The 20,458-nt window shown below is 36.1% G+C and carries 25 protein-coding genes; 14 read left to right on the forward strand and 11 right to left on the reverse strand.

The window, feature by feature from the left end:
* Window positions 1–46: 46 nt before the first annotated feature.
* Window positions 47–1,144 carry a polyphosphate kinase 2 gene (gene ppk2, locus LS65_RS01405; RefSeq protein WP_034361324.1) on the forward strand — a complete coding sequence of 366 codons (1,098 nt, stop codon included), beginning with the start codon at window positions 47–49 and terminating at the stop codon, window positions 1,142–1,144.
* A gap of 113 nt (window positions 1,145–1,257) precedes the next feature.
* Here the strand turns inward: ppk2 and LS65_RS09915 are convergent, their stop codons facing one another.
* Window positions 1,258–1,404 carry a hypothetical protein gene (locus LS65_RS09915; protein ID WP_162549573.1) on the reverse strand — a complete coding sequence of 49 codons (147 nt, stop codon included), beginning with the start codon at window positions 1,402–1,404 and terminating at the stop codon, window positions 1,258–1,260.
* Window positions 1,405–1,566: 162 nt separating this feature from the next.
* Complete coding sequence (locus LS65_RS01410) at window positions 1,567–1,758, reverse strand: hypothetical protein (RefSeq protein WP_034361326.1); 192 nt, start codon at window positions 1,756–1,758, stop codon at window positions 1,567–1,569.
* A gap of 73 nt (window positions 1,759–1,831) precedes the next feature.
* Between LS65_RS01410 and LS65_RS01415 the strand changes: the two genes are divergently transcribed.
* Genes LS65_RS01415 through LS65_RS01425 form a run of 3 tightly spaced genes read left to right on the forward strand, consistent with a single transcriptional unit; the run spans window position 1,832 to window position 3,215 of the window.
* Complete coding sequence (locus LS65_RS01415; protein WP_034361328.1) at window positions 1,832–2,161, forward strand: rhodanese-like domain-containing protein; 330 nt, start codon at window positions 1,832–1,834, stop codon at window positions 2,159–2,161.
* Between the two features lie 38 nt (window positions 2,162–2,199).
* The gene (plsY, locus tag LS65_RS01420; RefSeq protein WP_034361330.1) at window positions 2,200–2,874 is read left to right on the forward strand and encodes a glycerol-3-phosphate 1-O-acyltransferase PlsY; all 675 of its coding nucleotides are present in this window, start codon (window positions 2,200–2,202) and stop codon (window positions 2,872–2,874) included.
* A complete protein-coding gene (locus LS65_RS01425; protein ID WP_034361332.1) occupies window positions 2,871–3,215 on the forward strand; it encodes a dihydroneopterin aldolase in 345 nt (114 codons plus the stop codon). The genes plsY and LS65_RS01425 overlap by 4 nt, the downstream gene beginning before the upstream one ends.
* 19 nt (window positions 3,216–3,234) lie before the next feature.
* Here LS65_RS01425 and LS65_RS01430 read toward each other — a convergent pair whose 3' ends face one another.
* A complete protein-coding gene (locus tag LS65_RS01430) occupies window positions 3,235–4,275 on the reverse strand; it encodes an MBL fold metallo-hydrolase (RefSeq protein ID WP_052061035.1) in 1,041 nt (346 codons plus the stop codon).
* A gap of 196 nt (window positions 4,276–4,471) precedes the next feature.
* On the opposite strand from LS65_RS01430, the gene LS65_RS01435 reads away from it, so the two are divergent.
* Window positions 4,472–5,065 (forward strand): heme-binding protein, encoded by a 594-nt coding sequence (locus tag LS65_RS01435; protein ID WP_034361333.1) that lies wholly within the window; start codon window positions 4,472–4,474, stop codon window positions 5,063–5,065.
* A 5-nt stretch (window positions 5,066–5,070) separates the two neighbouring features.
* The gene (locus tag LS65_RS01440) at window positions 5,071–7,551 is read left to right on the forward strand and encodes a molybdopterin guanine dinucleotide-containing S/N-oxide reductase (protein ID WP_236096585.1); all 2,481 of its coding nucleotides are present in this window, start codon (window positions 5,071–5,073) and stop codon (window positions 7,549–7,551) included.
* Between the two features lie 128 nt (window positions 7,552–7,679).
* On the opposite strand, the gene LS65_RS01445 is transcribed toward LS65_RS01440, so the two are convergent.
* On the reverse strand, window positions 7,680–7,925 hold the full coding sequence (locus tag LS65_RS01445) for a helix-turn-helix domain-containing protein (RefSeq protein ID WP_034361337.1): 246 nt from the start codon (window positions 7,923–7,925) through the stop codon (window positions 7,680–7,682).
* Window positions 7,926–8,027: 102 nt separating this feature from the next.
* Between LS65_RS01445 and LS65_RS01450 the strand changes: the two genes are divergently transcribed.
* The 8 genes from LS65_RS01450 to LS65_RS01485 all read left to right on the forward strand — a co-directional run bounded on the left by LS65_RS01450 (window position 8,028) and on the right by LS65_RS01485 (window position 16,248).
* Window positions 8,028–8,303, forward strand: coding sequence for a YkgJ family cysteine cluster protein (locus LS65_RS01450; RefSeq protein ID WP_034361339.1), 276 nt, complete (start codon window positions 8,028–8,030; stop codon window positions 8,301–8,303).
* A 58-nt stretch (window positions 8,304–8,361) separates the two neighbouring features.
* A complete protein-coding gene (locus LS65_RS01455; protein WP_034361341.1) occupies window positions 8,362–9,381 on the forward strand; it encodes an ATP synthase subunit B family protein in 1,020 nt (339 codons plus the stop codon).
* A gap of 23 nt (window positions 9,382–9,404) precedes the next feature.
* Complete coding sequence (locus LS65_RS01460; protein ID WP_034361343.1) at window positions 9,405–9,914, forward strand: hypothetical protein; 510 nt, start codon at window positions 9,405–9,407, stop codon at window positions 9,912–9,914.
* Window positions 9,915–9,971: 57 nt separating this feature from the next.
* The gene (locus LS65_RS01465; protein ID WP_052061036.1) at window positions 9,972–11,627 is read left to right on the forward strand and encodes a hypothetical protein; all 1,656 of its coding nucleotides are present in this window, start codon (window positions 9,972–9,974) and stop codon (window positions 11,625–11,627) included.
* An 81-nt stretch (window positions 11,628–11,708) separates the two neighbouring features.
* Window positions 11,709–12,578 (forward strand): class I SAM-dependent methyltransferase, encoded by an 870-nt coding sequence (locus tag LS65_RS01470; protein WP_084707891.1) that lies wholly within the window; start codon window positions 11,709–11,711, stop codon window positions 12,576–12,578.
* Window positions 12,579–12,699: 121 nt separating this feature from the next.
* Window positions 12,700–13,176: a type II 3-dehydroquinate dehydratase gene (gene aroQ / locus LS65_RS01475; RefSeq protein ID WP_034361345.1), complete on the forward strand. Its 477-nt coding sequence runs from the start codon at window positions 12,700–12,702 to the stop codon at window positions 13,174–13,176.
* 3 nt (window positions 13,177–13,179) lie between these two features.
* Window positions 13,180–14,238 carry a M24 family metallopeptidase gene (locus LS65_RS01480; protein ID WP_034361346.1) on the forward strand — a complete coding sequence of 353 codons (1,059 nt, stop codon included), beginning with the start codon at window positions 13,180–13,182 and terminating at the stop codon, window positions 14,236–14,238.
* 15 nt (window positions 14,239–14,253) lie between these two features.
* The gene (locus LS65_RS01485) at window positions 14,254–16,248 is read left to right on the forward strand and encodes a motility associated factor glycosyltransferase family protein (RefSeq protein ID WP_052061037.1); all 1,995 of its coding nucleotides are present in this window, start codon (window positions 14,254–14,256) and stop codon (window positions 16,246–16,248) included.
* Between the two features lie 4 nt (window positions 16,249–16,252).
* Here LS65_RS01485 and LS65_RS01490 read toward each other — a convergent pair whose 3' ends face one another.
* From LS65_RS01490 to ffh, 7 genes are all read right to left on the reverse strand, one after another.
* Window positions 16,253–16,810: a hypothetical protein gene (locus tag LS65_RS01490; protein WP_034361348.1), complete on the reverse strand. Its 558-nt coding sequence runs from the start codon at window positions 16,808–16,810 to the stop codon at window positions 16,253–16,255.
* A 60-nt stretch (window positions 16,811–16,870) separates the two neighbouring features.
* Window positions 16,871–17,227 carry a 50S ribosomal protein L19 gene (gene rplS, locus LS65_RS01495; RefSeq protein ID WP_034361350.1) on the reverse strand — a complete coding sequence of 119 codons (357 nt, stop codon included), beginning with the start codon at window positions 17,225–17,227 and terminating at the stop codon, window positions 16,871–16,873.
* Entirely contained in the window at window positions 17,224–17,928 is a 705-nt protein-coding gene (gene trmD / locus LS65_RS01500) for a tRNA (guanosine(37)-N1)-methyltransferase TrmD (RefSeq protein WP_034362000.1), read from the reverse strand. Before trmD ends, rplS begins: the two co-directional genes overlap by 4 nt.
* Window positions 17,929–17,931: 3 nt before the next feature.
* A complete protein-coding gene (rimM, locus tag LS65_RS01505; protein ID WP_034361352.1) occupies window positions 17,932–18,471 on the reverse strand; it encodes a ribosome maturation factor RimM in 540 nt (179 codons plus the stop codon).
* A 34-nt stretch (window positions 18,472–18,505) separates the two neighbouring features.
* Window positions 18,506–18,745 carry a KH domain-containing protein gene (locus LS65_RS01510; protein WP_034361354.1) on the reverse strand — a complete coding sequence of 80 codons (240 nt, stop codon included), beginning with the start codon at window positions 18,743–18,745 and terminating at the stop codon, window positions 18,506–18,508.
* 33 nt (window positions 18,746–18,778) lie between these two features.
* Entirely contained in the window at window positions 18,779–19,009 is a 231-nt protein-coding gene (gene rpsP / locus LS65_RS01515) for a 30S ribosomal protein S16 (protein WP_034361356.1), read from the reverse strand.
* 63 nt (window positions 19,010–19,072) lie between these two features.
* Entirely contained in the window at window positions 19,073–20,416 is a 1,344-nt protein-coding gene (gene ffh / locus LS65_RS01520; protein WP_034361359.1) for a signal recognition particle protein, read from the reverse strand.
* Window positions 20,417–20,458: the final 42 nt, after the last annotated feature.

Raw genomic sequence — 20,458 nt, forward strand, 5'->3', positions numbered from 1 at the left:
AATACTATACTATGAGTTTATTAGATTTTTCTTAAAGGAGGGTTTTATGGGTAAGCAAGAGAGACACATTGTCATTCGACCAGAAAATGAGGCAAATATCAAGGATATTTATAAACGCAAAAGTGGGCGTATGAAAGAGGATTTTTATCTTCACGAGCTTACAAAACTTCAAATTGAGCTTATCAAGTTACAAAATTGGGTAAAAGCGACAAATCAGAAGATTGTTATCATTATGGAGGGACGTGATGCAGCAGGAAAAGGAGGCACAATAAAAGCCCTTACAAGCCGTATGAATCCACGCAGTTGTAGAATCGTTGCGTTACCTAAACCAACAGATGCAGAAAAAACAGAATGGTATTTCAAACGCTACATTAGCACATTGCCAAGTGGTGGTGAGATTGTATTCTATGATAGAAGCTGGTATAACCGCGCAGGGGTAGAAAGAGTAATGGGATTTTGCACACAAGAGCAATATAAAGAATTTATCACTCAAGTTTCTAACCTTGAGCAAATGCTTGTCTCAAGCGGAATGCTCATTTTTAAATATTTTCTTGATGTAGGACGCGAAGAGCAAAAACGTAGAATCTTACGCCGCAAAACAGACCCTTTAAGAATGTGGAAATTAAGCCCAATCGATAATAAATCGCTTGATTTATGGGAAGAATACACAGAAGTGTTTGAAAAAATGTTTGCACGCACACATACGCACATCTGCCCTTGGACAATCATCAACACAAATGACAAAAAACGCGCACGATTAAACATTGCTCGTGATATTTTAAGTAAAATTGACTATGAAGGTAAAGACCAAACTAATGTATGCCTCTTGCCAGACCCAAGCATTGTATGGACTTATTCCCAATATCAGCTAGCTCATATAGACCCCACAGAGGAAGTGAGAAAACAATTTGACGAAGCAGAAGAAGCTAAAAAAGCGAGAAAAAAAGCACAAAAACTAGCCAAAGAGGCTAAAGAAAAAGAAGAAAAAGAAAAAACTAAGCTAGAAGCAAAGGCAAAAGAGGAGAAGCAAAAAACCAAAGAAAAAGAAATTAAAGCTGAAAACAAACTCAAAAATGAGTCTAAAGCTAAAAGTGTCACCAAAACAGAATCTGCTAAAGCTGATACTACGCCCACAAAATCATAAATTTCTCTTTTAATCCTCCTTGAAACAAAAGAGGGCTTACTCAAAAGCCCTCGAAAGCATATTTTATCTGCTACCCTTACTTTATATTTTGCAACAAACTCATTTCATTATGTTTATTTATCTCTCACCATTTGTGTATATTGCATTATGCTTTGAGCGATTGAGCCTACATCAATTACAGGAAGATTTGCTTGAGCTATGCTAAAGCTTATGCTTAAACAAAAAGTAATGTGAAGTAGTTTGTGTTGAATAGATTTCATCTTTTCCCCTTTGTCATAGAGTAAAGATGAGCCATTATCTCTTTTAATGTCGGCTGGATTATAGCATAAAAAAGACTTAGAAGTTAAGTAAAGAAATAAACTATCACGCTTAGAGAAATCACATTAAGAGATGTAATTCTTAAGCGTGGATATAAAGAAGCTTTATTTTTTATCGTATTTTTCTGTTTCTTTATCAAGTTTAGAGTGGTCATCTGCTTTAAGTGTTTTTGATTCAGTGAGAATAAATTTACATAGTGCGTGATTATCAAGATTCTTTTTTGAATGTTTAGATATATCAAAGTCTTGTTTTTCAAGCTCTTTTGTTTCATTCTTTAAATATTGTGATACGAACACTCTAAAATCTTTTATATATTTTTAATAAAGATTCTTATGTTACAATACGCAAAACTATTTTTTAAGGAATCCTATGGAATTTAAAGGAAAAAATAATTCTAGTCTTGCTACACCACTTTATGCTAAAGACCTTGATGAAAATTTTTGCATTATTGATATGCGCTATCCCGAAGATTATGCTCTTTGCCACATTAAAGATTCATATCAACTGAACAATCCCTACGACATCTACGCCCTTATTAAAAAAAATCCAGATAAAAAATATGCCCTTGTGTGCTACTCCGGACATATGGCAAGTATTCTAGGCACAGAACTTGTGCAAGAAGGATTAAACAATGTTTATTTTTATGATGATGAATTCTACACACTTGAAGGAGCAAATATCACGCTTATCACCAAATAATGTTATAATTACCGAGTCAATACTCATAAAGGAAAAGAATGGATTTTTTATCAGGTATGCTTTATGTTTTATCAAATATTAATGTGATTTTTTATTTCCTTGCCTTTATCATTGGGGGGATTCCATTTGGGTGGCTTTTAGTCAAAATACTCTACAAAGTAGATATTCGACAAATTGGCTCGGGTAGTATTGGAGCAACTAATGTCTATCGTGCAATAAAAGAAAAAGACGAAAAAAAGGCAAAGATTCTATCCATTCTCACAATTATACTTGATGCAACAAAGGGCTTAATTATAGTAGCTATCGCTAAAATAATGGGGCTTAGTTATGAAACACAATGGACAATCGCACTCTTAGCCATTATAGGACATTGTTACAGCCCATTTTTAGGATTTAAAGGTGGCAAGGGTGTGGCTACTGCGATTGGTTCTGTGATTTTGCTTATCCCCATTGAGGGCATTTGTGGGCTTATCGTGTGGGGTATTGTGGGCAAAGTCTTTAAAATCTCATCGATTTCCTCACTCGTGGGTGTGCTAAGCGGTATCGTGCTCACTTTTGTTATCCCCTATATTTTACCATTGCCAGATAATATTTCAATTGTCGCACAGATTCATACGCACACGCCTGTGGTGCTTATTGGGCTATTTATCATCTATACGCACATTCCTAATATCAAGCGACTTTTAAGCGGACAAGAAGGTAAAGTGCTGTGAGAGAATCTATCTCTCTGCACATTGAGAATCTCGCTATTAAAGCTATTATAGGCGTATTACCAGAAGAGCGATTAAAAGCACAAAACATCATCGTAGAAGCACATATTACTTATGAATATGATAACACACACGATTACCTCAACTATGCACATATTTGTGAATATATCACTCAATGCCTACAAAATGGCACATATGAACTTTTAGAATCCGCCCTTACAGACATAGCAAATAAGCTTAAAAAGCATTTTGCGTGTATCACACATCTTACGCTTTGTATCAAAAAACCTGATATTCTCGCTCCTTGTGTAGTTGGTGCAAGTATTTCACGCGAATTTACTTAGATTCTATCCTATACAGAATCTAAGTAGTCTGCTCCCACCAACGCGTAGTGCTAATATCTTCCCAAAGTGGCAAAATTTCACCAATACGAGGTGTCAAAAGCAAAAATGGGTAATCTTTTTTTTCCAAATCATAGAGTGCGCAAAGAGATTCTAAGGGTTGTGCAAAATGATGAGGAGCAAGAGCAAACTTGCTATTATGAATAGGCATAAGCCTCTTGCATCTTATATCAATGGCAGCTTGTAGGGTTTGATGAGGAAAGAGATGATTCTGCGCCCAGCGCATATTGTATTGTCCATTTTCAATAAAGGCAAAATCCATATTCTGAAACTGCTCTCCAATCACTCTAAAATGTCCGCCATAACCACTATCACCGCTACAAAAAATATTTTTATATCCATTTCTTTCATCTCCACCTTGCACGACAAAACACGCCCATAAGCTTGTATTTTTATCAAAAAATGAACGTGCAGAATAATGTTTGCTTGGCAAACAATGAATCTTGAGATACTCAAAGCTAATATTTTCACCCCAATCTAGCTCCACAATATGATGAGAGCACATACCCCATTTACGCAATATCTTGCCTATGCCAAGTGGAACAATAATACATTTTATTTTATCCTTGAGAGCAAGAATACTTGCCTTACTCAAATGGTCGTAGTGATTATGAGTGATAATAAGATAATCAATACTGCCAAAATCACCTGCACTAAAAATATCAGCCCCATTAAATGCGCGAAACATATATGGCAGGGGTGAAGCATTGTCCCCAATTAGTGGGTCAAAAAGTATGCTTTTGCCATTAAGCCATAGCATATATGAAGAATGTCCAAACCACACAAAGCTATCTTGTGTAGGTATATTGCAAATATTACTTTTTATACTTGGTATAACAATATCTTTATGAGGGAGAAAAGATTCAAGCAAAAATCGTAGTATAGAATCTTCATAATGACTATAAGATTCTCTAATGCACTGCTCCTTAACACTATAATCCTTGCTCAAATCTATCGGGTTTGCTATATTATGATTTTTAACTTTATGAGATATTTTTGACATAGATTCCTCTTACGCATTATATTTAATGTGATTATATCAAGTTTAAACCAAGCGCATAAATACATAAGGCTTCTATCAAAAGCGTTATATTATAAAAAGATGAATGCTCGTATATTACACTATTCAAGCTATTTTTAAGCTGTTTTATTTTTATAATTTCATTGCTATTCAAGCTATTTTGCTATTAAGGAGGAATATGAAAATGTTTGCGAAAATAATTTCGCTTATGGCGTTAGCATTTGTATGCACACAAGCAGGTGAAATGCTCTACGCTTCTAAGGTCAAATCGCTCTATAAAGGGGGTGATGATAAAGTTGTAGGTAGGCTTTTGCCAACAGCCAAAGTTGAGGTGCTAGAGCGCAAGGATAATAAAGTGCTTTTGCGTATCAAAGGATATACGCAAGTAGGTTCTCAAGTAGCCTTATATTTTGCACCCAATCGGCGGATTCTTAATGCTGGATTTTCTAAAAATGCTGGAGTGGCTTTTAAAAATATAGAAACTTTTAAGGAAAGCGAAACAAAGCAAGAATGGGAACTTGCTAGTGTAGATTTATGGAGTGATGATAAAGATTTAGTTCAAAGTGTTGAACCGCTTTTTAAAGAAGCACAAGAACTTTTTGCAAACTGCTCTATTTGCCACGCCTTACACCCACCAAAAGAATTCAGCGCAAATGCGTGGCCAAGTGTTGTAAAATCAATGAAAAGTCGTGTTGGGTATGATAGCAATCAAGAATATTTAGTATCCCAATACCTCCAAAAAAATGCCAAAGATATGCCAAAGGAGAAATAATGAATATGCTTAGTAGAAGACAAGTGCTCCAAGCGATGGGGAAAGGTTTAGCAATATTTGCCCTTGTGCCTTTTGTAGGTTGTGATAACGAAAGCAAAAAAGCAGTTATAGAATCTGGTGTGAAAAGCTTTAGTGAAAATCTTGTGTTTGATGGAGAAGTGATTACAGGCGCACATTGGGGAGTTCTTAAGGCTAAAATTAAAGATGGCAAAGTTGTTTCAAGCTCAAATGCGCTAAAAAACTCTGTGTCTAATCCGCTTCACAGCACAATTCCTGATTTGATTTATGCGCCTACACGTGTTAAATATCCTATGGTGAGAAAATCTTACCTTGAGAATCCTGCAAATCCAAAACCTGAATTGCGTGGTAGCGATGAGTGGGTAAAAGTGAGTTATGAAGATGCGATTAAGCTTATTGCTAAGGAGCTTAAAGCTACTTATAAGCAAAAGGGTAAAGAGGGTGTCTTTGCTGGAAGCTATGGCTGGAAAAGTAGCGGTAACTTGCATAATGCTAGAATCTTATTGCAACGCTTTATGGGTATGGCAGGTGGCTATGTGGGTGTAAGTGGGGATTATTCTACCGGTGCTTCACAAGTTATTATGCCTTATGTAGTGGGAAGTATTGAAGTATATGAGCAACAAACTTCTTTTTCTTCTGTGCTTAACAATACACAAGTGATTGTTATTTGGGGTGCTGACCCTATGATAACTTTACGCAATGCTTGGACACTTAATGAGGGCACAGGGCTTGACTTTTTTGAACAACTCAAAAAATCTGGCAAACATATCATTAGTATCGACCCAGTGCGAAATATGAGTTGTGATTATTTGGGTGCAGAGTGGATTGCTCCATTACCAAACACTGATGTCGCACTAATGCTTGGCATAATGCACACTATGCTTAAAACTAACCAATATGATAAGGGATTCTTAGAAGATTACACAACAGGATTTGAACAATTCAAATCTTATCTTTTAGGTGAGAGTGATGGCATAGCAAAAGATGCTACTTGGGCTTCTAAAATCTGTGGTATCCCTGCTCAAAAAATAGAATCTTTAGCAAAATTATTCTTCACAAATCGCACGATGCTAATGTCAGGCTGGGGAATGCAACGCGCTCATCACGGCGAACAAACTCATTGGGCTTTAGTAACCCTAGCGTGTATGATAGGACAAATTGGCTTACCCGGAGGAGGCTTTGGGCTATCGTATCATTACAGCAATGGTGGCTCTCCCACAGCAACTGCTCCTGTGGTTGGTGGTATTAATCTCGGTAATGCTGAAAGTGGTGGTGCAGAATGGCTTATGCAAGGAAGTGCGCATAACTTCCCACTTGCTCGCATTTCTGATGCGCTTCTCAATCCAGGTAAAACTATCCAACACAATGGAAAAAATATCACCTACACAGATATTGATTTTATTTATTGGGCTGGAGGCAATCCGCTCGTGCATCATCAAGATACAAACACATTTATCAAAGCGTGGCGAAAACCTCGCACAATCGTTGTAAATGAGATTTATTGGACACCTACTGCACGCCTTGCCGACATTGTCCTACCCATTACTACAAGTTATGAACGCAACGATATTTCAATGAGTGGCGATTACTCAAACTTGCATATTGTGCCAATGAAACAGCTCGTAGAAAAACAATTTGAATCTGTTGATGATTACAAAGTGTTTTGCGATTTGGCAAAGGAATTTGGCATTTATGATAAATTTAGCGAAGGTAAAAGCGAAATGCAATGGTTAAAAGAATTTTATGACCAAGCATTAAAACAAGCGCAAGGGCTTATGGTTACAATGCCTGATTTTGAAAGTTTTTGGGAAGCAAATGAACCATTGAAGTTTGAGATTCCAAGTGAATCTGAAGAGTTTGTGCGTTATGCAGAATTCCGCGAAGACCCTATTCTCAATCCACTCGGCACAGATTCAGGATTAATTGAAATATATTCTCAAAAAATTGCAAGTTATAATTATGCAGATTGTCCTCCGCACCCAACTTGGCTTGAGCCTATTGAATGGCTAGGTATGGAGAATAAACCTGCAGAATTTGCACTTATCACTTCTCACCCTGCATTACGTTTGCACTCTCAATGTGCAAACACCTCATTGCGAAAAGATTATGCGATTGCCGATAAAGAACCCATTTGGATAAATACCAAAGACGCAGCAAACAAGGGAATTAAAACCGGAGATGTGGTCAAGGTAAGCAATAAACGCGGTTCTGTCCTCGCAGGTGCTTTCGTAACAGATGCAATTAAGCAAGGTGTAGTGAGATTATGTGAAGGAGCGTGGTATGACCCTGAAGTCAAAGGACAAATTGGTAGCACTTGTAAAAATGGTTCGGCAAATGTGCTAACCATTGACTTGCCCACTTCTCCTCTTGCAAATGGCAATATTGCTCATACAGGACTTGTCAATATTGAGAAATTTAGTGGCGAATTAAAAGATGTGTGTGTCTTTGAAGCCCCACAAGGCGCATAAACATCATTTATAAATTCTTTATTTCCTTATATTCCTACTCTTCAAAGGGTAGGAATATCTTTGTTTTTCTTCTTGTAATACTCAATCATTTATTTATCGTGGAATACTTACATAAACTTAATTTAAAGCTACAAACCTTCAAAGAAACTTTGTATATTCACTTCTAAAGCTTGAGCGATTTTAAGCAAATGCTCTATATTAAAATGCTGCCTTTTGTGGTAGATTTCAGCACAAGATACAACGCTGACTGATTTATGCCCTATGGCTAAGGAGAGTTCAAGCTGTGTCAAGCCCCTTAACTCCCTTGCTTTTTTGACATTTAAGCCTATGATTCTATACGCATTGTCTATATATTTATCTTGTATTTTTTTCATTTTTTAACTTGTTATAATAAGGTAAGTTTTATTTTAATTTGATAGAATGTGTTTATCAACTTGTTATAACAAGGTGATAAATTAAAAGAGGACAAATAAATTTTGATAACAAATAGTTTTCCTTGCACAAATTGTGGTGTGTGTTGTAAAAATATTGGCGGTATTAAAGAGCTAAAATCTTTTGATTTAGGCAATGGAATCTGTAAATATTTAGACATTCAAAACAATTTATGCAGGATTTATCAGAATCGTCCAGACATTTGTAGGGTTGATGTGATGTTTGAAAGAGTATATTTTAAGCATTGCACCAAAGAGGCATTCTATAAGATCAATATGCAATCTTGCAAAATATTGCAAGAAAAAGAGCGTATAGATTAGAAATGTAGAATCCTGTTTGGATTCTTAAATAAAAAATAAAAACTTATAAGGAGGCAATATGCCATTACCATTGATACCTATTGCAGTAGCAGGAGGGACTTTATTAAGCGTTATATTTGCAGGAAAAAAGGGAAAAGAGGCTTACGACAATTACAAAAAAGCTGGAGAGTTAGTCAATCAAGCGACAGAAAACTATAATAAAGCCGAAAGCGCACTCAAAAAGGCGCAAGAAAATGTTGCAGATGAGTTTGATGAACTAGGATTTCTACAAAAATCCATCATTGAAAATAGCCTTGAGCGATATAAGAATCTTATAGACCAACTAGATATTAAAGATTCTAAGGAACTTCAAGAAATCATCGGAAAAGAAACTATTGAGAATATCGCACAAATAGAACAAGTCATCACAGCCTTAAAATCCGCATTAAGCGGAATCGTAGCTGGTGGATTCGCTGGAAGTATGGCTGGGTTTGGTGCAGTAGGTGGAGTGGGACTGCTCGCGACTGCTGGGACAGGCACAGCGATTAGCACACTCTCTGGTGCCGCTGCGACAAATGCAACTCTAGCGTGGCTAGGCGGCGGGACACTCGCAAGTGGTGGGCTAGGTATTGCTGGGGGAATGTGGGTGCTAGGTGGAATCGTAGCCGCGCCTCTTGTGGCGATTACTAGCATTGTGATTGCAATGTTTTCAGAAGGCAAATTAAATGATGCACGTGCCTATTCGGATTCCTTTAAAGCACTTGTAGAAGCAGTAAAAGGTGAGCAATTATCTTGGAAAGAGATGATGAGCAAAATTAAAGAAAAGGCAAAAATACTTCAAGAAACAGATGTTTCTTTGAAGTCTCAAATAGACAAGGTTTTTACTGCCTTTGTGCAAAAAGGTAATAGCGTAAGCAAATGGGAAACAAAAGAGCAAGAAAATCTAAAATCAATGATGAATCTTGCAGACATAATTGTCAATACCATTAATGCGCCCCTAATGAACGATGAAGACCCATTAACGCAAAAGATAATGGCACACCAAGCAAAAAGCAAGAAGTTGATTGAAGAAATCAACGAAAAATGGGGAGAGAAATAAAAGTCAAAATTTAAGGAATGAGAATGTTGGATAAAATAAAAAAGTTAGGACTTAAGGTAAAATGTGGTATTGGTTGGCACAATGGAACATATGCACACATAGCAGGTGAGCCACAATGTTTTTTCGCAAAAACATGTCCTGATTGCGGCAAGTATATTACAGAAAAAAGACACAAATACGGGGAATGGTTTTACCCATATCAAGATCGTTGTGAGCAAGTTCGTGAGTGTGTATATTGTCAAGACAAAAAGACAAGAACAGAACATCAATTTGCTCAATGGGAATATTATGAATTCGGTAAATGCAATCAAATAAGGGAATGTATTCGTTGCCATAAAAAAGAGACTAGAGTTGAACACGATTATCAAGAACACCACAAAGATAGTCAATGCAGGATAATAAAAGTTTGCACTCGCTGCAAAGATGAGCAGCTAGGCAGCATAGAACATAACTGGGTTAAAATTCCATTCAGCAATAACGATTTGAAAGTTTCTGGTAAAAGAAAATGTAGAGATTGTGGATATATTGGATAAATAAACCGCTATCCTAGCCTTAATCCACTAGGCTAGGATTCTTAAAAAGGAGAGAAAATGACACAAACACTTTCAAAAACAGAAACTCAAGATTTTATTAAACTATATTATAGTAACCCACACAATGCACGTTTTGAACAAATGATACAGGAATGCAAACAAAGCGTCATTCAATCCATTGTTATTCCATTTGGATTGGGAAAAATTATAGCAGCCTACGATAAAGTAGGCGGCAATGTGGATACAATACATAATTCACGACAAGGGGTATATGCAACAGATAAAGAGAAAGAAAACTACAAACAAAGAGGCGAATATGATAGCGACAAATATCATAGTCATAGCAAATATATAGAAATCAATAAAAAACAAACTGAATTTAAAGAATCTGGGCAACTTAAAGACTATATGACAAATGAAAAAGTAGCCAAAAATGCAAAAACAGATTTAGACCATATTGTTTCGGCAAAAGAAATTCACGATGACCCTGGACGTGTTTTAGCAGAGATTGATGGAGCAGAACTTGCCAACACAGAAACAAATCTCAAAATGACAGATTCAACTATTAATCGTTCAAAAAAAGCAGATTCTATGGAATCTTTCCTTAAAAAATGCGACGAAAGACTACAAAAAATTGAGAAATTACGCAATAAAGAAAATCTTACACAAAGCGAAGAAAAAGAATTAAGAAAACTTGAAAAATTGCAAAAAATTGATAAACAAAAGGCAATGGATGCAGATAAACAAGCACGAGATGAAATCAACGCAAAGATCAATAAACAATACTACACAAGTAAAAAATTTGTATTCAATTCTGCAAGAACTTCCGTGAATGAAGGTTGCAAAATGGGAATACAACAAGCATTAGGAATTGTTATAGTTGAATTTTTTACCGCTGTATTAGAGGAGGTTGAGGATATTTTCAAAAAAGGGTTTTATACTTGTGAAAACTTCTTTGAGAGCTTGAAAATACGCTTGAAAAAAATTTCAGACAAAGTAAAACAAGCATTAATTGGTAAATATAAAGAAATCACCAAATCATTTGGCGATGGTTTTATATCAGGAATTTTATCTAATCTTGCTACCACAATCATTAATATTTTTGCAACAACCTCCACTAGACTTGTAAGAATCATAAGAGAAGGCATATTTTCTTTTTTTAAAGCAATCAAGTTGGTTTTATTTCCACCAGAAAATTTAACACAAGAACAAGTTTGGTATGAAGCAAAAAAACTCATTGTAAGCGCAATAATTGTTGGACTTGGCGTTTTGATAGAGCAAGGCATAGAAGCATTTTTAATCTCTCTTGGACTTGGATCTTTTGCAAATGTATTAACAAGCGTTTTTATCGGTGTGCTAACAGGAATTTCTCTTGCTATGGCAATGTATTGGCTAGATACACATCAGAAAAGCATAGAACAAATGCGCTATGAGGCTATTTCTAAACTCTGCGCAGAAAACCTCCCCCAACTCATAGAGGAAAGAGAGGAAATAGAAAAACTAATAGAATCCACGCATAAGGAGCGGTTAATCACGCTTGAAAGCTCGTTTGCAGATTGCGCAATCGCAATAGAAAATAACAATGATGTCGCTTATACTGAAGCATTGCAAGAGATTAATAAGCTCTGGGGAGCGGAATTAAAAATCAAAACAATAGATGATATGAAAGAGAGTTTGGAAAAACCAAATAGAACAGGTAAATTGCAGTGGTAAAGTATAAATGTGATATGTTATTGTATTGATAAGAACTAAAATCTTATATAATAACAAATACTAATTTGCAAAGGAGTAACAATGAGAGAAGAAATGATAACACACCCACTTATTGCGCAATATTCGGAAATGGTGGAACGTGAGAGAGCGTTTGTATTAGAGCAGATTCAAAAATATAAGCCAAAGAAAATCGTTGAGATAGGCATTGCGGCTGGAGCAAATAGTGTATTAATTTTAGATTTTCTTTTCTCTAACAACCTTTTAGATTCTACTTCACTTTATGCACTTGATTATAATACAACATATTATCGTGATTTATGCGGGGGGGGGGAGTATAATAGAAAAAGTGGATTCTTAGTCCAAGAGATTATCCCTCACCTTAGCTCATACTATCATCTTTATACTGGTGGATTTTGTGCAAATCACTTAGATAAAATCGGTGGTGAGATTGATTTTTGCATTATTGATACAGTTCATTCCGCACCTGGAGAAGCTTTTGATTTTCTTATGGTTTTACCCTATCTTGCGCCTAATGCAGTGATTATTCTCCACGATATTGCTTACCATTGTCTTGCCCCTAATAAATATTCTCATATTTGTGCTCTTTTATTTCTTTCTCTTGTGGGGGAAAAGAAGATTCCTAGCCAATATGCACCTTATGAAAATATATTCCAAAATATTGGTTCTTGTGTGTTAGCCTCACAACAAAATGATTATCTTGATTTATATTTTAGGATTCTCCATATGCCTTGGGAATATATGCCTTCAGAAGAGGATTTATCTATATTTAAAAATCACATCTTAAAGCATTATGGGGAAAGTTTTGCTACTGCTTTTGAACACATTGTTGCCTTGCAAAAGAAATGGTGGTCGCAAAAACCAAAATTACCATTTTTTAAAAGGTTGCGCAGAAAAATAAAGAGAGAAATACAGAATCTCCTTACACATTGACGACTAAAGATTAAACCTCAATCCTAGCTTCTTAAGAAAACTCTCCACATTATTTTGTAAATTTAGCTATAATGTGCGCTTTTAAACAATATTATTTGTGGATTCTACAAAAGGAGAGCAGATGAAAATCTTAGTCATTCAAGGACCAAATCTCAACATCTTAGGGCATCGTGAGCCACATATTTATGGGAATTTTACACTAGAGCAGATTCATACTAACCTCCAAGCTCAAGCTAAGCAAAATAATGCGGAGTTAGAGTTTTTTCAAAGCAATTTTGAGGGTGAAATCATTGATAAACTCCAAGAGTGCATTGGTGGAGAATATGCAGGCGTGATTATTAATCCTGCTGCTTTTACACACACTTCTATTGCCATTGCTGATGCGATTGCAAGCTGCGGTGTGCCGGTGATTGAAGTGCATATTAGCAATATCCACGCTAGAGAGGATTTTCGCTCAAAAAGTTACACTGGTGCAGTAAGTGCGGGTGTCATTACAGGTTTTGGGGCATTTGGCTATCATCTTGCTTTAATTGGAATCTTACAGATTGCAAATGAGATTGCTGCTCTTAAGGCACAACAAAATAATCAAAATGCTTAAGCTATGAGTAATTCTATCCCAAAAAATATTTATCTCACACTTGATGAAAGTGCGCAATATTACGAATGTGGCTTTAGTTGCGATAATGCACTTATTTTACGCATTAAAGATGAACGATATTTTATTACAGATTCTCGCTATACTCTTGAGGCTAAAGAGTTATGTAAATCACATACAGAAATTATAGAATCTGCAAACTTTATTCAAAGTGCGCAAAATGTGTTAGAAAAACTCAATGTGCATAAAATAGTATTTAATCCTCAAGAGCTAAATGTAGCAATGTATAAAAAGCTTAAAACTGCTCTTGAAACAATCAAATGTGAGCTTATCCCGCAAGAAAATTTTCACCAAAAACTTAGAATCTATAAAAATGAGCAAGAAATCGCCCTGATTGCCACATCGCAAAAACTCAACAAAAAGGCATTTAAATGCTTTGCACTTTATCTACAAAAGATTCTCAAAAAAGCCCCGAGTGAAAAGCAGCTTCACTATCAGGCAATGCAGTTTTTAAGCAACTTTGGGAAATATGAGTTGAGCTTTAACCCAATCGTTGGCATTAATGCTAATGGAGCAAAACCCCACGCCCTACCCTCATCACAATGCCTTTTGCAAAAAAATGATATTTTGCTTTTTGACGCAGGGATAAAGTATAAAAGATATTGCTCTGATATGACACGCACGGCAGCTATGAGAGGAGAAATACATTTTGGCAAAAAACAGAAATTTAAAAATAATAAACATCAAAAAATTTATGATATTGTTTTAAAAGCCCAAGAAAATGCTATTTTAAAGGCAAGAAGCGGTATGAAAGCCAAAGAGATAGATGCTTTAGCACGTGATGTGATTGAAAAAAGTGGTTATGGAACATATTTCGTGCATAGCACAGGACACGGTGTAGGGCTTGATATACACGAGTTGCCACGCATTTCACGCCTAAGTGATGAGTGTGTAGAAGATGGTATGGTATTTTCTATTGAACCAGGTATTTATCTCCCACAAGAATTTGGTGTGCGGATAGAAGATTTAGTTGTGATGAAAAATGGACGCGCAGAGGTATTATAAGTTTATGGATATGCAATGAATAATATATATTCACAACAAGCTGCGACATTAACACATATCTGTCAAAGCGGTAATTTGCAACTTTTACAATCTTATACCGCCAAGCGATATGCGCTCAATATGGATTTTTTCGCTTCAATCAACCCTAAGCTTTTTGAAGAACTCAAAGCCCCAATCAAACAATACAATCTATACCTACACAATCAAGAGTTAAATATTATTAATGTGCATTCTAAGATGTTTGTATATCCTGTGAATGAGCAAAATAATGCACCAAAACACGCTATGTTGGAACAAAATCTCGCCCTAGCCGAGAATCCACTTAATAATCCAGCTTATACAATCCATACCAATCACCTAGCCCTCCATAAGCTTGATGAAAAAAATCTCCCTCTCACCGCCAATGCGTGCAATCCAATCATTGAACTTATGATGAAAGATTTTAATGGTGCAAATAGATTCCATTTGCCCACACACTTTTTACCAAATCTTACGATATTTGGGCTACTTGGCGGAATGTTTTTGCAATTTCTACTAGAAAAAGGTTACTACTTTCACTCACTCTTGCTTTTTGAAGAAGACATAGATTTGTTTAGAATCTCACTTTATTTTGTAGATTATCCACTACTTTTTGAATCTGTGAATGAACGCTCTTGTTATATTTTTGTGAAAAGCCTAGTGCAGAGGGAATTTGTGCAAAATTACTTTACACACAGACGCATTACAAATAATTTTCTCCGCTTAGAACTATGTCTTTATGATAGTCCAAAACTTAAACAAGCACAAGATGAGGTTGCACAAAGCTATGCTATGAATGCAAGAGGTTGGGGTAGCTTTGATGATGAGATGATAGGTGTGAAAAATACTTTTGTGAATCTTGGCAAAGAAAGAAAAAGCAAATACCCCATTTTGCACCTGCCAAAACGTGTAAATGCGCCTATTTGTGTTGTAGGTAATGGTGCGAGCCTGGATTCATTGCTTCCTTTCATCAAAGAAAATGCAGATAAAATGATTATTTTTAGCTGTGGCACAGCACTTAAACCACTTAAAAATGTCGGCATTGAGCCTGATTTTCATATTGAAATTGAACGCATAGATTATCTAAAAGATGTTTTAGAATCTGCTCCACTAGGAGAAACCACACTTTTATGTGGCAATATGGTGCAGCCAAGTGCATTAGAACTCGCAAAAGAAGCATATATATTTATGCGTGGTGGGAGCGCAAGTGCATATTTTGGCTATCCCAAAAGCGTGATAGAATTTGCCGCTCCCTATGTAGGCAACGCTGGATTTGCTCTAGCGTGTCTATTAAGTGAAGAGATAATAATGTGTGGGCTTGACTGCGGATACATTAAGGGTAAAACAAAACACGCCAAAGACTCATATTATGGCGATGAACAAAGTCATATTCCTAAAAATGCTTATATCGTGCAGGGCAATAGTGAATATGAAGTGTATGCAGATGCACTTTTTAGCCTATCTAGTGCGATGATGACTAAGGCGATTCATAGCTTTACCCCACGACTTGTAATGAATCTTGGCGATGGTGCTTATATATATGGCACACGCTCTACTCGCCCCGATGAATTTATCTTACGTGATATTGATAAAAAACATTATATTACAGAGCTTAAAAGCTATATGTGTGCGGATAAAAGCGTGGTATTTACTCATAAGCAATCTTATACAGATGAAATAAATGCCTACAAAGAGGAGATTCTTAATGCACTAAAAAGAAGTGTGAGCGGACAGAATCGTTTAAATAAAAGGGAGCTTTTTTCGTGCATTGATTCCATACACGCTTTAAGCCTTAAGTATTCTGCGAAGACGCCATTTGTCGGTGTGCTTTTTGAGGGGAGCATTTCTCATATTTTACATACAATGATGTTATGCGCTCTGCATATCCCTCAAGATGACATCACACTTTTTTACGCACGATGTATAGAAATTATAGAATCTGGATTGAACAAGATGGTTATGAGCTATAAGCTCATAACTCTAACGCGTTAAGTTTCTACACAAAGGACATTGCGCCAAAAAAAATAACAGGCAAGAGGATAAGGCTTATTAAAAATAAAGCCGGGAGAATCTTTTGTATTGTGCGTAAAAATATGACAAAAAGCCCGATAACACACCATAATATAGCACCTATCTCTCCATATATGTATATATTCATAACATACTCTTGAAATGCGGGGAGATTCGTTATACCCATTTCTATTCGCTCTTCATCAAAGATTCTATCATTAAAAAGCTGCTCGACAAACCACTCTATACTTTGCTCATCATTTACAATGATACCATTCAAAAATAAGAGTGAATACACACAGCAACTTATAATCCATATATAGGACATAAGCATTCCTGCCTTGCATAGCCTACCTTTTTGGAGAACAAGAATAACTATAGCTGCGATACCAAGTGAAGTAAGCCAATTAGGAATTTGGGGGATATGATAAAGTCTCCAATAAAGATTTATAAGAAATAAAGGCACAATAGCAAGATACAAACATACATATTGAAAACTGCTAAAAGGTTTAGTGTCTTTATAATCCACAGAAAAATCAAACATAAAAAATATCGTTTTAAGAAAGTTCAAATGTTTAACTAAAACTTCAAAAAATAATCTGCATTACTTGCGTAGTTCTTTAATACGCGCAGCCTTGCCTTTTCTATTGCGTAGATAGTAGAGTTTTGCTCGGCGGACGCGTCCCATACGCAATACCTCGATACTCTCTAAACTTGCACTATAAAGAGGGAATGTCTTTTCGACACCGATATTATTTGCGCCTATTTTTCTTGTTGTAAATGTTCTATCTACACCATTTCCACGAATAGCAATACATACACCCTCAAAATATTGTGTCCTACTTTTATCACCTTCTTGAATCTTAATACCCAACTTTAAAGTATCTCCTGCTTTAAAATGTGGTGCTTTTCTATCGCCAATTTGTGCTTCATTAAAGCTTTGTATATAACGATTTCTCATAGCTTTCCTTTCTCTCGCCCTAAATATGTATGATATACTTGATACAAATCTGGTCTAAAATACTTTGTCTTACATATCGCCAAGCGTTTTTTTAAGTCGGCGATTTTACTATGATTTCCCTTTAAATATACTGAAGGGGCAGGTGAAAATGATGTATGAGAAGAAATTTTAGCAAAATTTGGTGCTTCAAGCAAAGAAGATTCAAAGCTTTCCTCACGCAAAGAATCTGCATTACCAAGCACTCCATCAACAAATCGTGAAATACTATCACACAACATAAGTGCAGGTAGCTCCCCACCTGTTAAGATAAAATCACCAACACTAAAAATCTCATCAGCCCATTCTTCAATTACTCGCTCATCAAAGCCCTCATATCGCCCACATACAAAGGTTATATGCTTTTTACTACTTAATCTCAAAGCATCAGAATGATTAAAAGGTTTGCCACAGGGGCTTAAAAAAATAATATGAGAATCGCGCACAGATTCTAAAGCAGCAGAAAGCACATCGGCTTTCATCACTTGCCCTGCACCGCCACTTATAGGTGCTTCATCGACTTTTTTATATTTATCAAGGGCATAATCACGAATATTAATACTCTCTACGCTGATAAGATGATTATGAATTGCTCTTTTAAGAATAGAATCTGTGAAATAAGACTCTATAAGCGTAGGAAAAAGTGTAAGAAAAGAAAATCGTATCATTTAGCTTTGCTCAAGTATTGCTAGAGCATTGCGCGTAAAAATACCTTCTGGCGAGAGGGAGAGCACAAAATGCGGAATATTTGGGATAAGAAATTGCTTTTTGTATCCTCTTTGTATAAGTGCTATATCTGTGCTTACAAGCAAATAATCGAGTGTGCCAATGCGTTCAATATCTGTAATTACGCCAAGATTCATATCACTCGTATCACCCTTATCACACACACTCACGCCTATCATTTCTTGCCATAAAAACTCTCCCTCTTGTAACTCACACATAGCCCTACTTTCTTCAAATGTAGAATAAATTTCACAATTTACGAGCCTAGCAGCACTCTCACGCGAAGTATAATTTTCAAAACGGATAAGATTTTTTATACAATCAAAAGATTGAATACAAAGTGTGCCAAGAGAGTGTGTGTGAAATGTAGCTTTTGGCACAAAAATAGAAGGAAAATCACTCACAATATGAATCTTTAAATCTCCGCGCACACCAACAAGCCGACCAATTTTAGCGACCAAAAGATAAGGTGTGTCTTTCATCTAAAATCTTTATACAATATTAATTACAAGTAATTTAGTGAGCTTGCACGGCGATTCTATAATTTTTACCATTTTTAGCTTTTGTGCCTGAAATGAATGTTTTAAGCGAACCCACCATTTTGCCATCACGTCCTATGAGTCGTCCCACATCTTGTGAGTCAGCAAGTATGAGAATCTCACGGGTATTGTCTTCTGCATCCTGTATTTGTATATCTATTGCTTCAGGTTTATTGACTATTTTTTTTGCATATTCTCTAATAAAATCTTCAACCATAATTAATTCACTTCTTTTCTACTTCACTAGTGGCTATTTTGAGGTAAGTTTTGCTACTCTTTCGCTCATTTTTGCTCCTACATTTTTCCAATACTCTAACCTTTGTGCATCATATTTAACAAGTGCTGGTTCTACAAGAGGATTATAATAACCCAAAGATTCTATCCAGCCACCATCACGTTTCTTACGAGAATCTGTTACAACAATACGATAAAAAGGCTTTTTCTTGCGTCCCATTTTTGTTAATCTAATTACCGTTGCCATTGTCTCTCCTTAAAATTAGCGTTTTTGAGTAGCGCATTATAGTCTATTTTGCTTAAATCCTTATTATTTTGGGATTCTCATATTGCCCATAAGACTCATAAGCTCCTGCATACCACCTTTTTGTGATATTTTCTTAGCAAGTTTGGCTGCTTGGTCAAATTGCTTCACAATGCGATTTATATCACTTACTTCTAAACCGCTCCCTTCTGCTATGCGTTTGCGCCTTGAACCATTAAGTAAAGTTGGATCTTCTCGCTCTTTTTTTGTCATAGAATTAACCATTGCGCGGATATTTTTTACCTCATTTGATTTATCTAAATCCACATCCTTGAGCGCACTTGCCATATTACCCATTCCCGGAATCATAGAAGCAATTTGCCCAAGTGAGCCAAGCTTTTTCACATTTTCTATTTGAGCAATAAAATCCTCAAATCCAAACTGCCCTTTTTTAATTTTTTTCGCAATATCTTTAGCTTCATCTTGACTCATAACATTTGCGCTTTTTTCTGCCAAAGTAATAATATCTCCAGCTCCCATAAGGCGCGAAATGATTCTATCAGGGACAAAAATATCAAAATCTGCCACCTTTTCCCCACTCCCTATAAACTTTAGCGGAATACCAATCTGATACGCAATTGATAGGGCAATGCCTCCCTTGCTATCACTATCAAACTTAGAGAGTATCACCCCATCAATACCAATTTTTTCATTAAAATGTTCTGCGGAGCGGATACCATCTTGTCCGCTAAGAGAATCTGCCACATAAATACATTCTGTGGCATTTGTAACCTTTTTAATCTCTTTTAATTCTTGCATTAAATCTTCGTCTATACTTAAACGCCCTGCACTATCGACAATCACTATATCATAGTGCTCGTTACTCGCCTTTTGCTTTGCTTCTTTAGCTACACATACAGAATCTTCAGGTTTGCTCGCAATATCTGGTGTGAAAATATCTACCTCAATGCTTGAAGCGAGTGTGCGAAGTTGGTCAATAGCTGCTAAGCGGTGTAAATCACAGGCGACAAGTAATACCTTTTTGCCCTTTTGCTTAAGATAAAGGGCAAGTTTAGCACTTGAGGTAGTTTTACCACTTCCTTGCAACCCCATCATTACAATTACACTTGGGGGTGTAGGCGAGAAGCTAATACCATAACTTTTTGAAGCACGCAAAACCTCTGAGATAGCATATTGTAGCGCATCACTAAAACTTTGCTTTCCTATTCCATTTTGCTTTGTGCGCTCCTGCACAATCTGCACAATATGCTTCACAGCTTTATGATAAACATCATTTTTAAGTAATGTCTTTTTAAGCTCATCACACGCTCTTTGTAATGCCTTTTCATCATCTGTAAAACGAATTTTATTCATAATACCCTTAAATGAGCTTGTCAAAGTATCAAACATACGCTTCTCCATATAATTTTGTATAGAATCTTAAAATATAAA

Origin of the sequence: Helicobacter japonicus, from assembly GCF_000762845.2 — a bacterium.
Lineage (GTDB): Bacteria > Campylobacterota > Campylobacteria > Campylobacterales > Helicobacteraceae > Helicobacter_C > Helicobacter_C japonicus.

Bases quoted from the DNA above. Each gene is read 5' to 3' on its own strand.
- aroQ (WP_034361345.1), top strand. From the start codon at position 12,700: ATGAAAATCTTAGTCATTCAAGGACCAAATCTCAACATCTTAGGGCAT.
- LS65_RS01445 (WP_034361337.1), bottom strand. From the start codon at position 7,925: ATGAAAAAAATACAAGATAAATATATAGACAATGCGTATAGAATCATA.
- LS65_RS01440 (WP_236096585.1), top strand. From the start codon at position 5,071: ATGCTTAGTAGAAGACAAGTGCTCCAAGCGATGGGGAAAGGTTTAGCA.
- LS65_RS01465 (WP_052061036.1), top strand. From the start codon at position 9,972: ATGACACAAACACTTTCAAAAACAGAAACTCAAGATTTTATTAAACTA.
- ppk2 (WP_034361324.1), top strand. From the start codon at position 47: ATGGGTAAGCAAGAGAGACACATTGTCATTCGACCAGAAAATGAGGCA.
- LS65_RS01430 (WP_052061035.1), bottom strand. From the start codon at position 4,275: ATGTCAAAAATATCTCATAAAGTTAAAAATCATAATATAGCAAACCCG.
- ffh (WP_034361359.1), bottom strand. From the start codon at position 20,416: ATGTTTGATACTTTGACAAGCTCATTTAAGGGTATTATGAATAAAATT.
- rpsP (WP_034361356.1), bottom strand. From the start codon at position 19,009: ATGGCAACGGTAATTAGATTAACAAAAATGGGACGCAAGAAAAAGCCT.
- LS65_RS01415 (WP_034361328.1), top strand. From the start codon at position 1,832: ATGGAATTTAAAGGAAAAAATAATTCTAGTCTTGCTACACCACTTTAT.
- LS65_RS01455 (WP_034361341.1), top strand. From the start codon at position 8,362: ATGCCATTACCATTGATACCTATTGCAGTAGCAGGAGGGACTTTATTA.
- LS65_RS01490 (WP_034361348.1), bottom strand. From the start codon at position 16,810: ATGTTTGATTTTTCTGTGGATTATAAAGACACTAAACCTTTTAGCAGT.
- LS65_RS09915 (WP_162549573.1), bottom strand. From the start codon at position 1,404: ATGAAATCTATTCAACACAAACTACTTCACATTACTTTTTGTTTAAGC.
- LS65_RS01485 (WP_052061037.1), top strand. From the start codon at position 14,254: ATGAATAATATATATTCACAACAAGCTGCGACATTAACACATATCTGT.
- plsY (WP_034361330.1), top strand. From the start codon at position 2,200: ATGGATTTTTTATCAGGTATGCTTTATGTTTTATCAAATATTAATGTG.
- rimM (WP_034361352.1), bottom strand. From the start codon at position 18,471: ATGAAAGACACACCTTATCTTTTGGTCGCTAAAATTGGTCGGCTTGTT.
- LS65_RS01510 (WP_034361354.1), bottom strand. From the start codon at position 18,745: ATGGTTGAAGATTTTATTAGAGAATATGCAAAAAAAATAGTCAATAAA.
- LS65_RS01460 (WP_034361343.1), top strand. From the start codon at position 9,405: ATGTTGGATAAAATAAAAAAGTTAGGACTTAAGGTAAAATGTGGTATT.
- LS65_RS01470 (WP_084707891.1), top strand. From the start codon at position 11,709: ATGAGAGAAGAAATGATAACACACCCACTTATTGCGCAATATTCGGAA.
- rplS (WP_034361350.1), bottom strand. From the start codon at position 17,227: ATGAGAAATCGTTATATACAAAGCTTTAATGAAGCACAAATTGGCGAT.
- LS65_RS01480 (WP_034361346.1), top strand. From the start codon at position 13,180: ATGAGTAATTCTATCCCAAAAAATATTTATCTCACACTTGATGAAAGT.
- LS65_RS01435 (WP_034361333.1), top strand. From the start codon at position 4,472: ATGAAAATGTTTGCGAAAATAATTTCGCTTATGGCGTTAGCATTTGTA.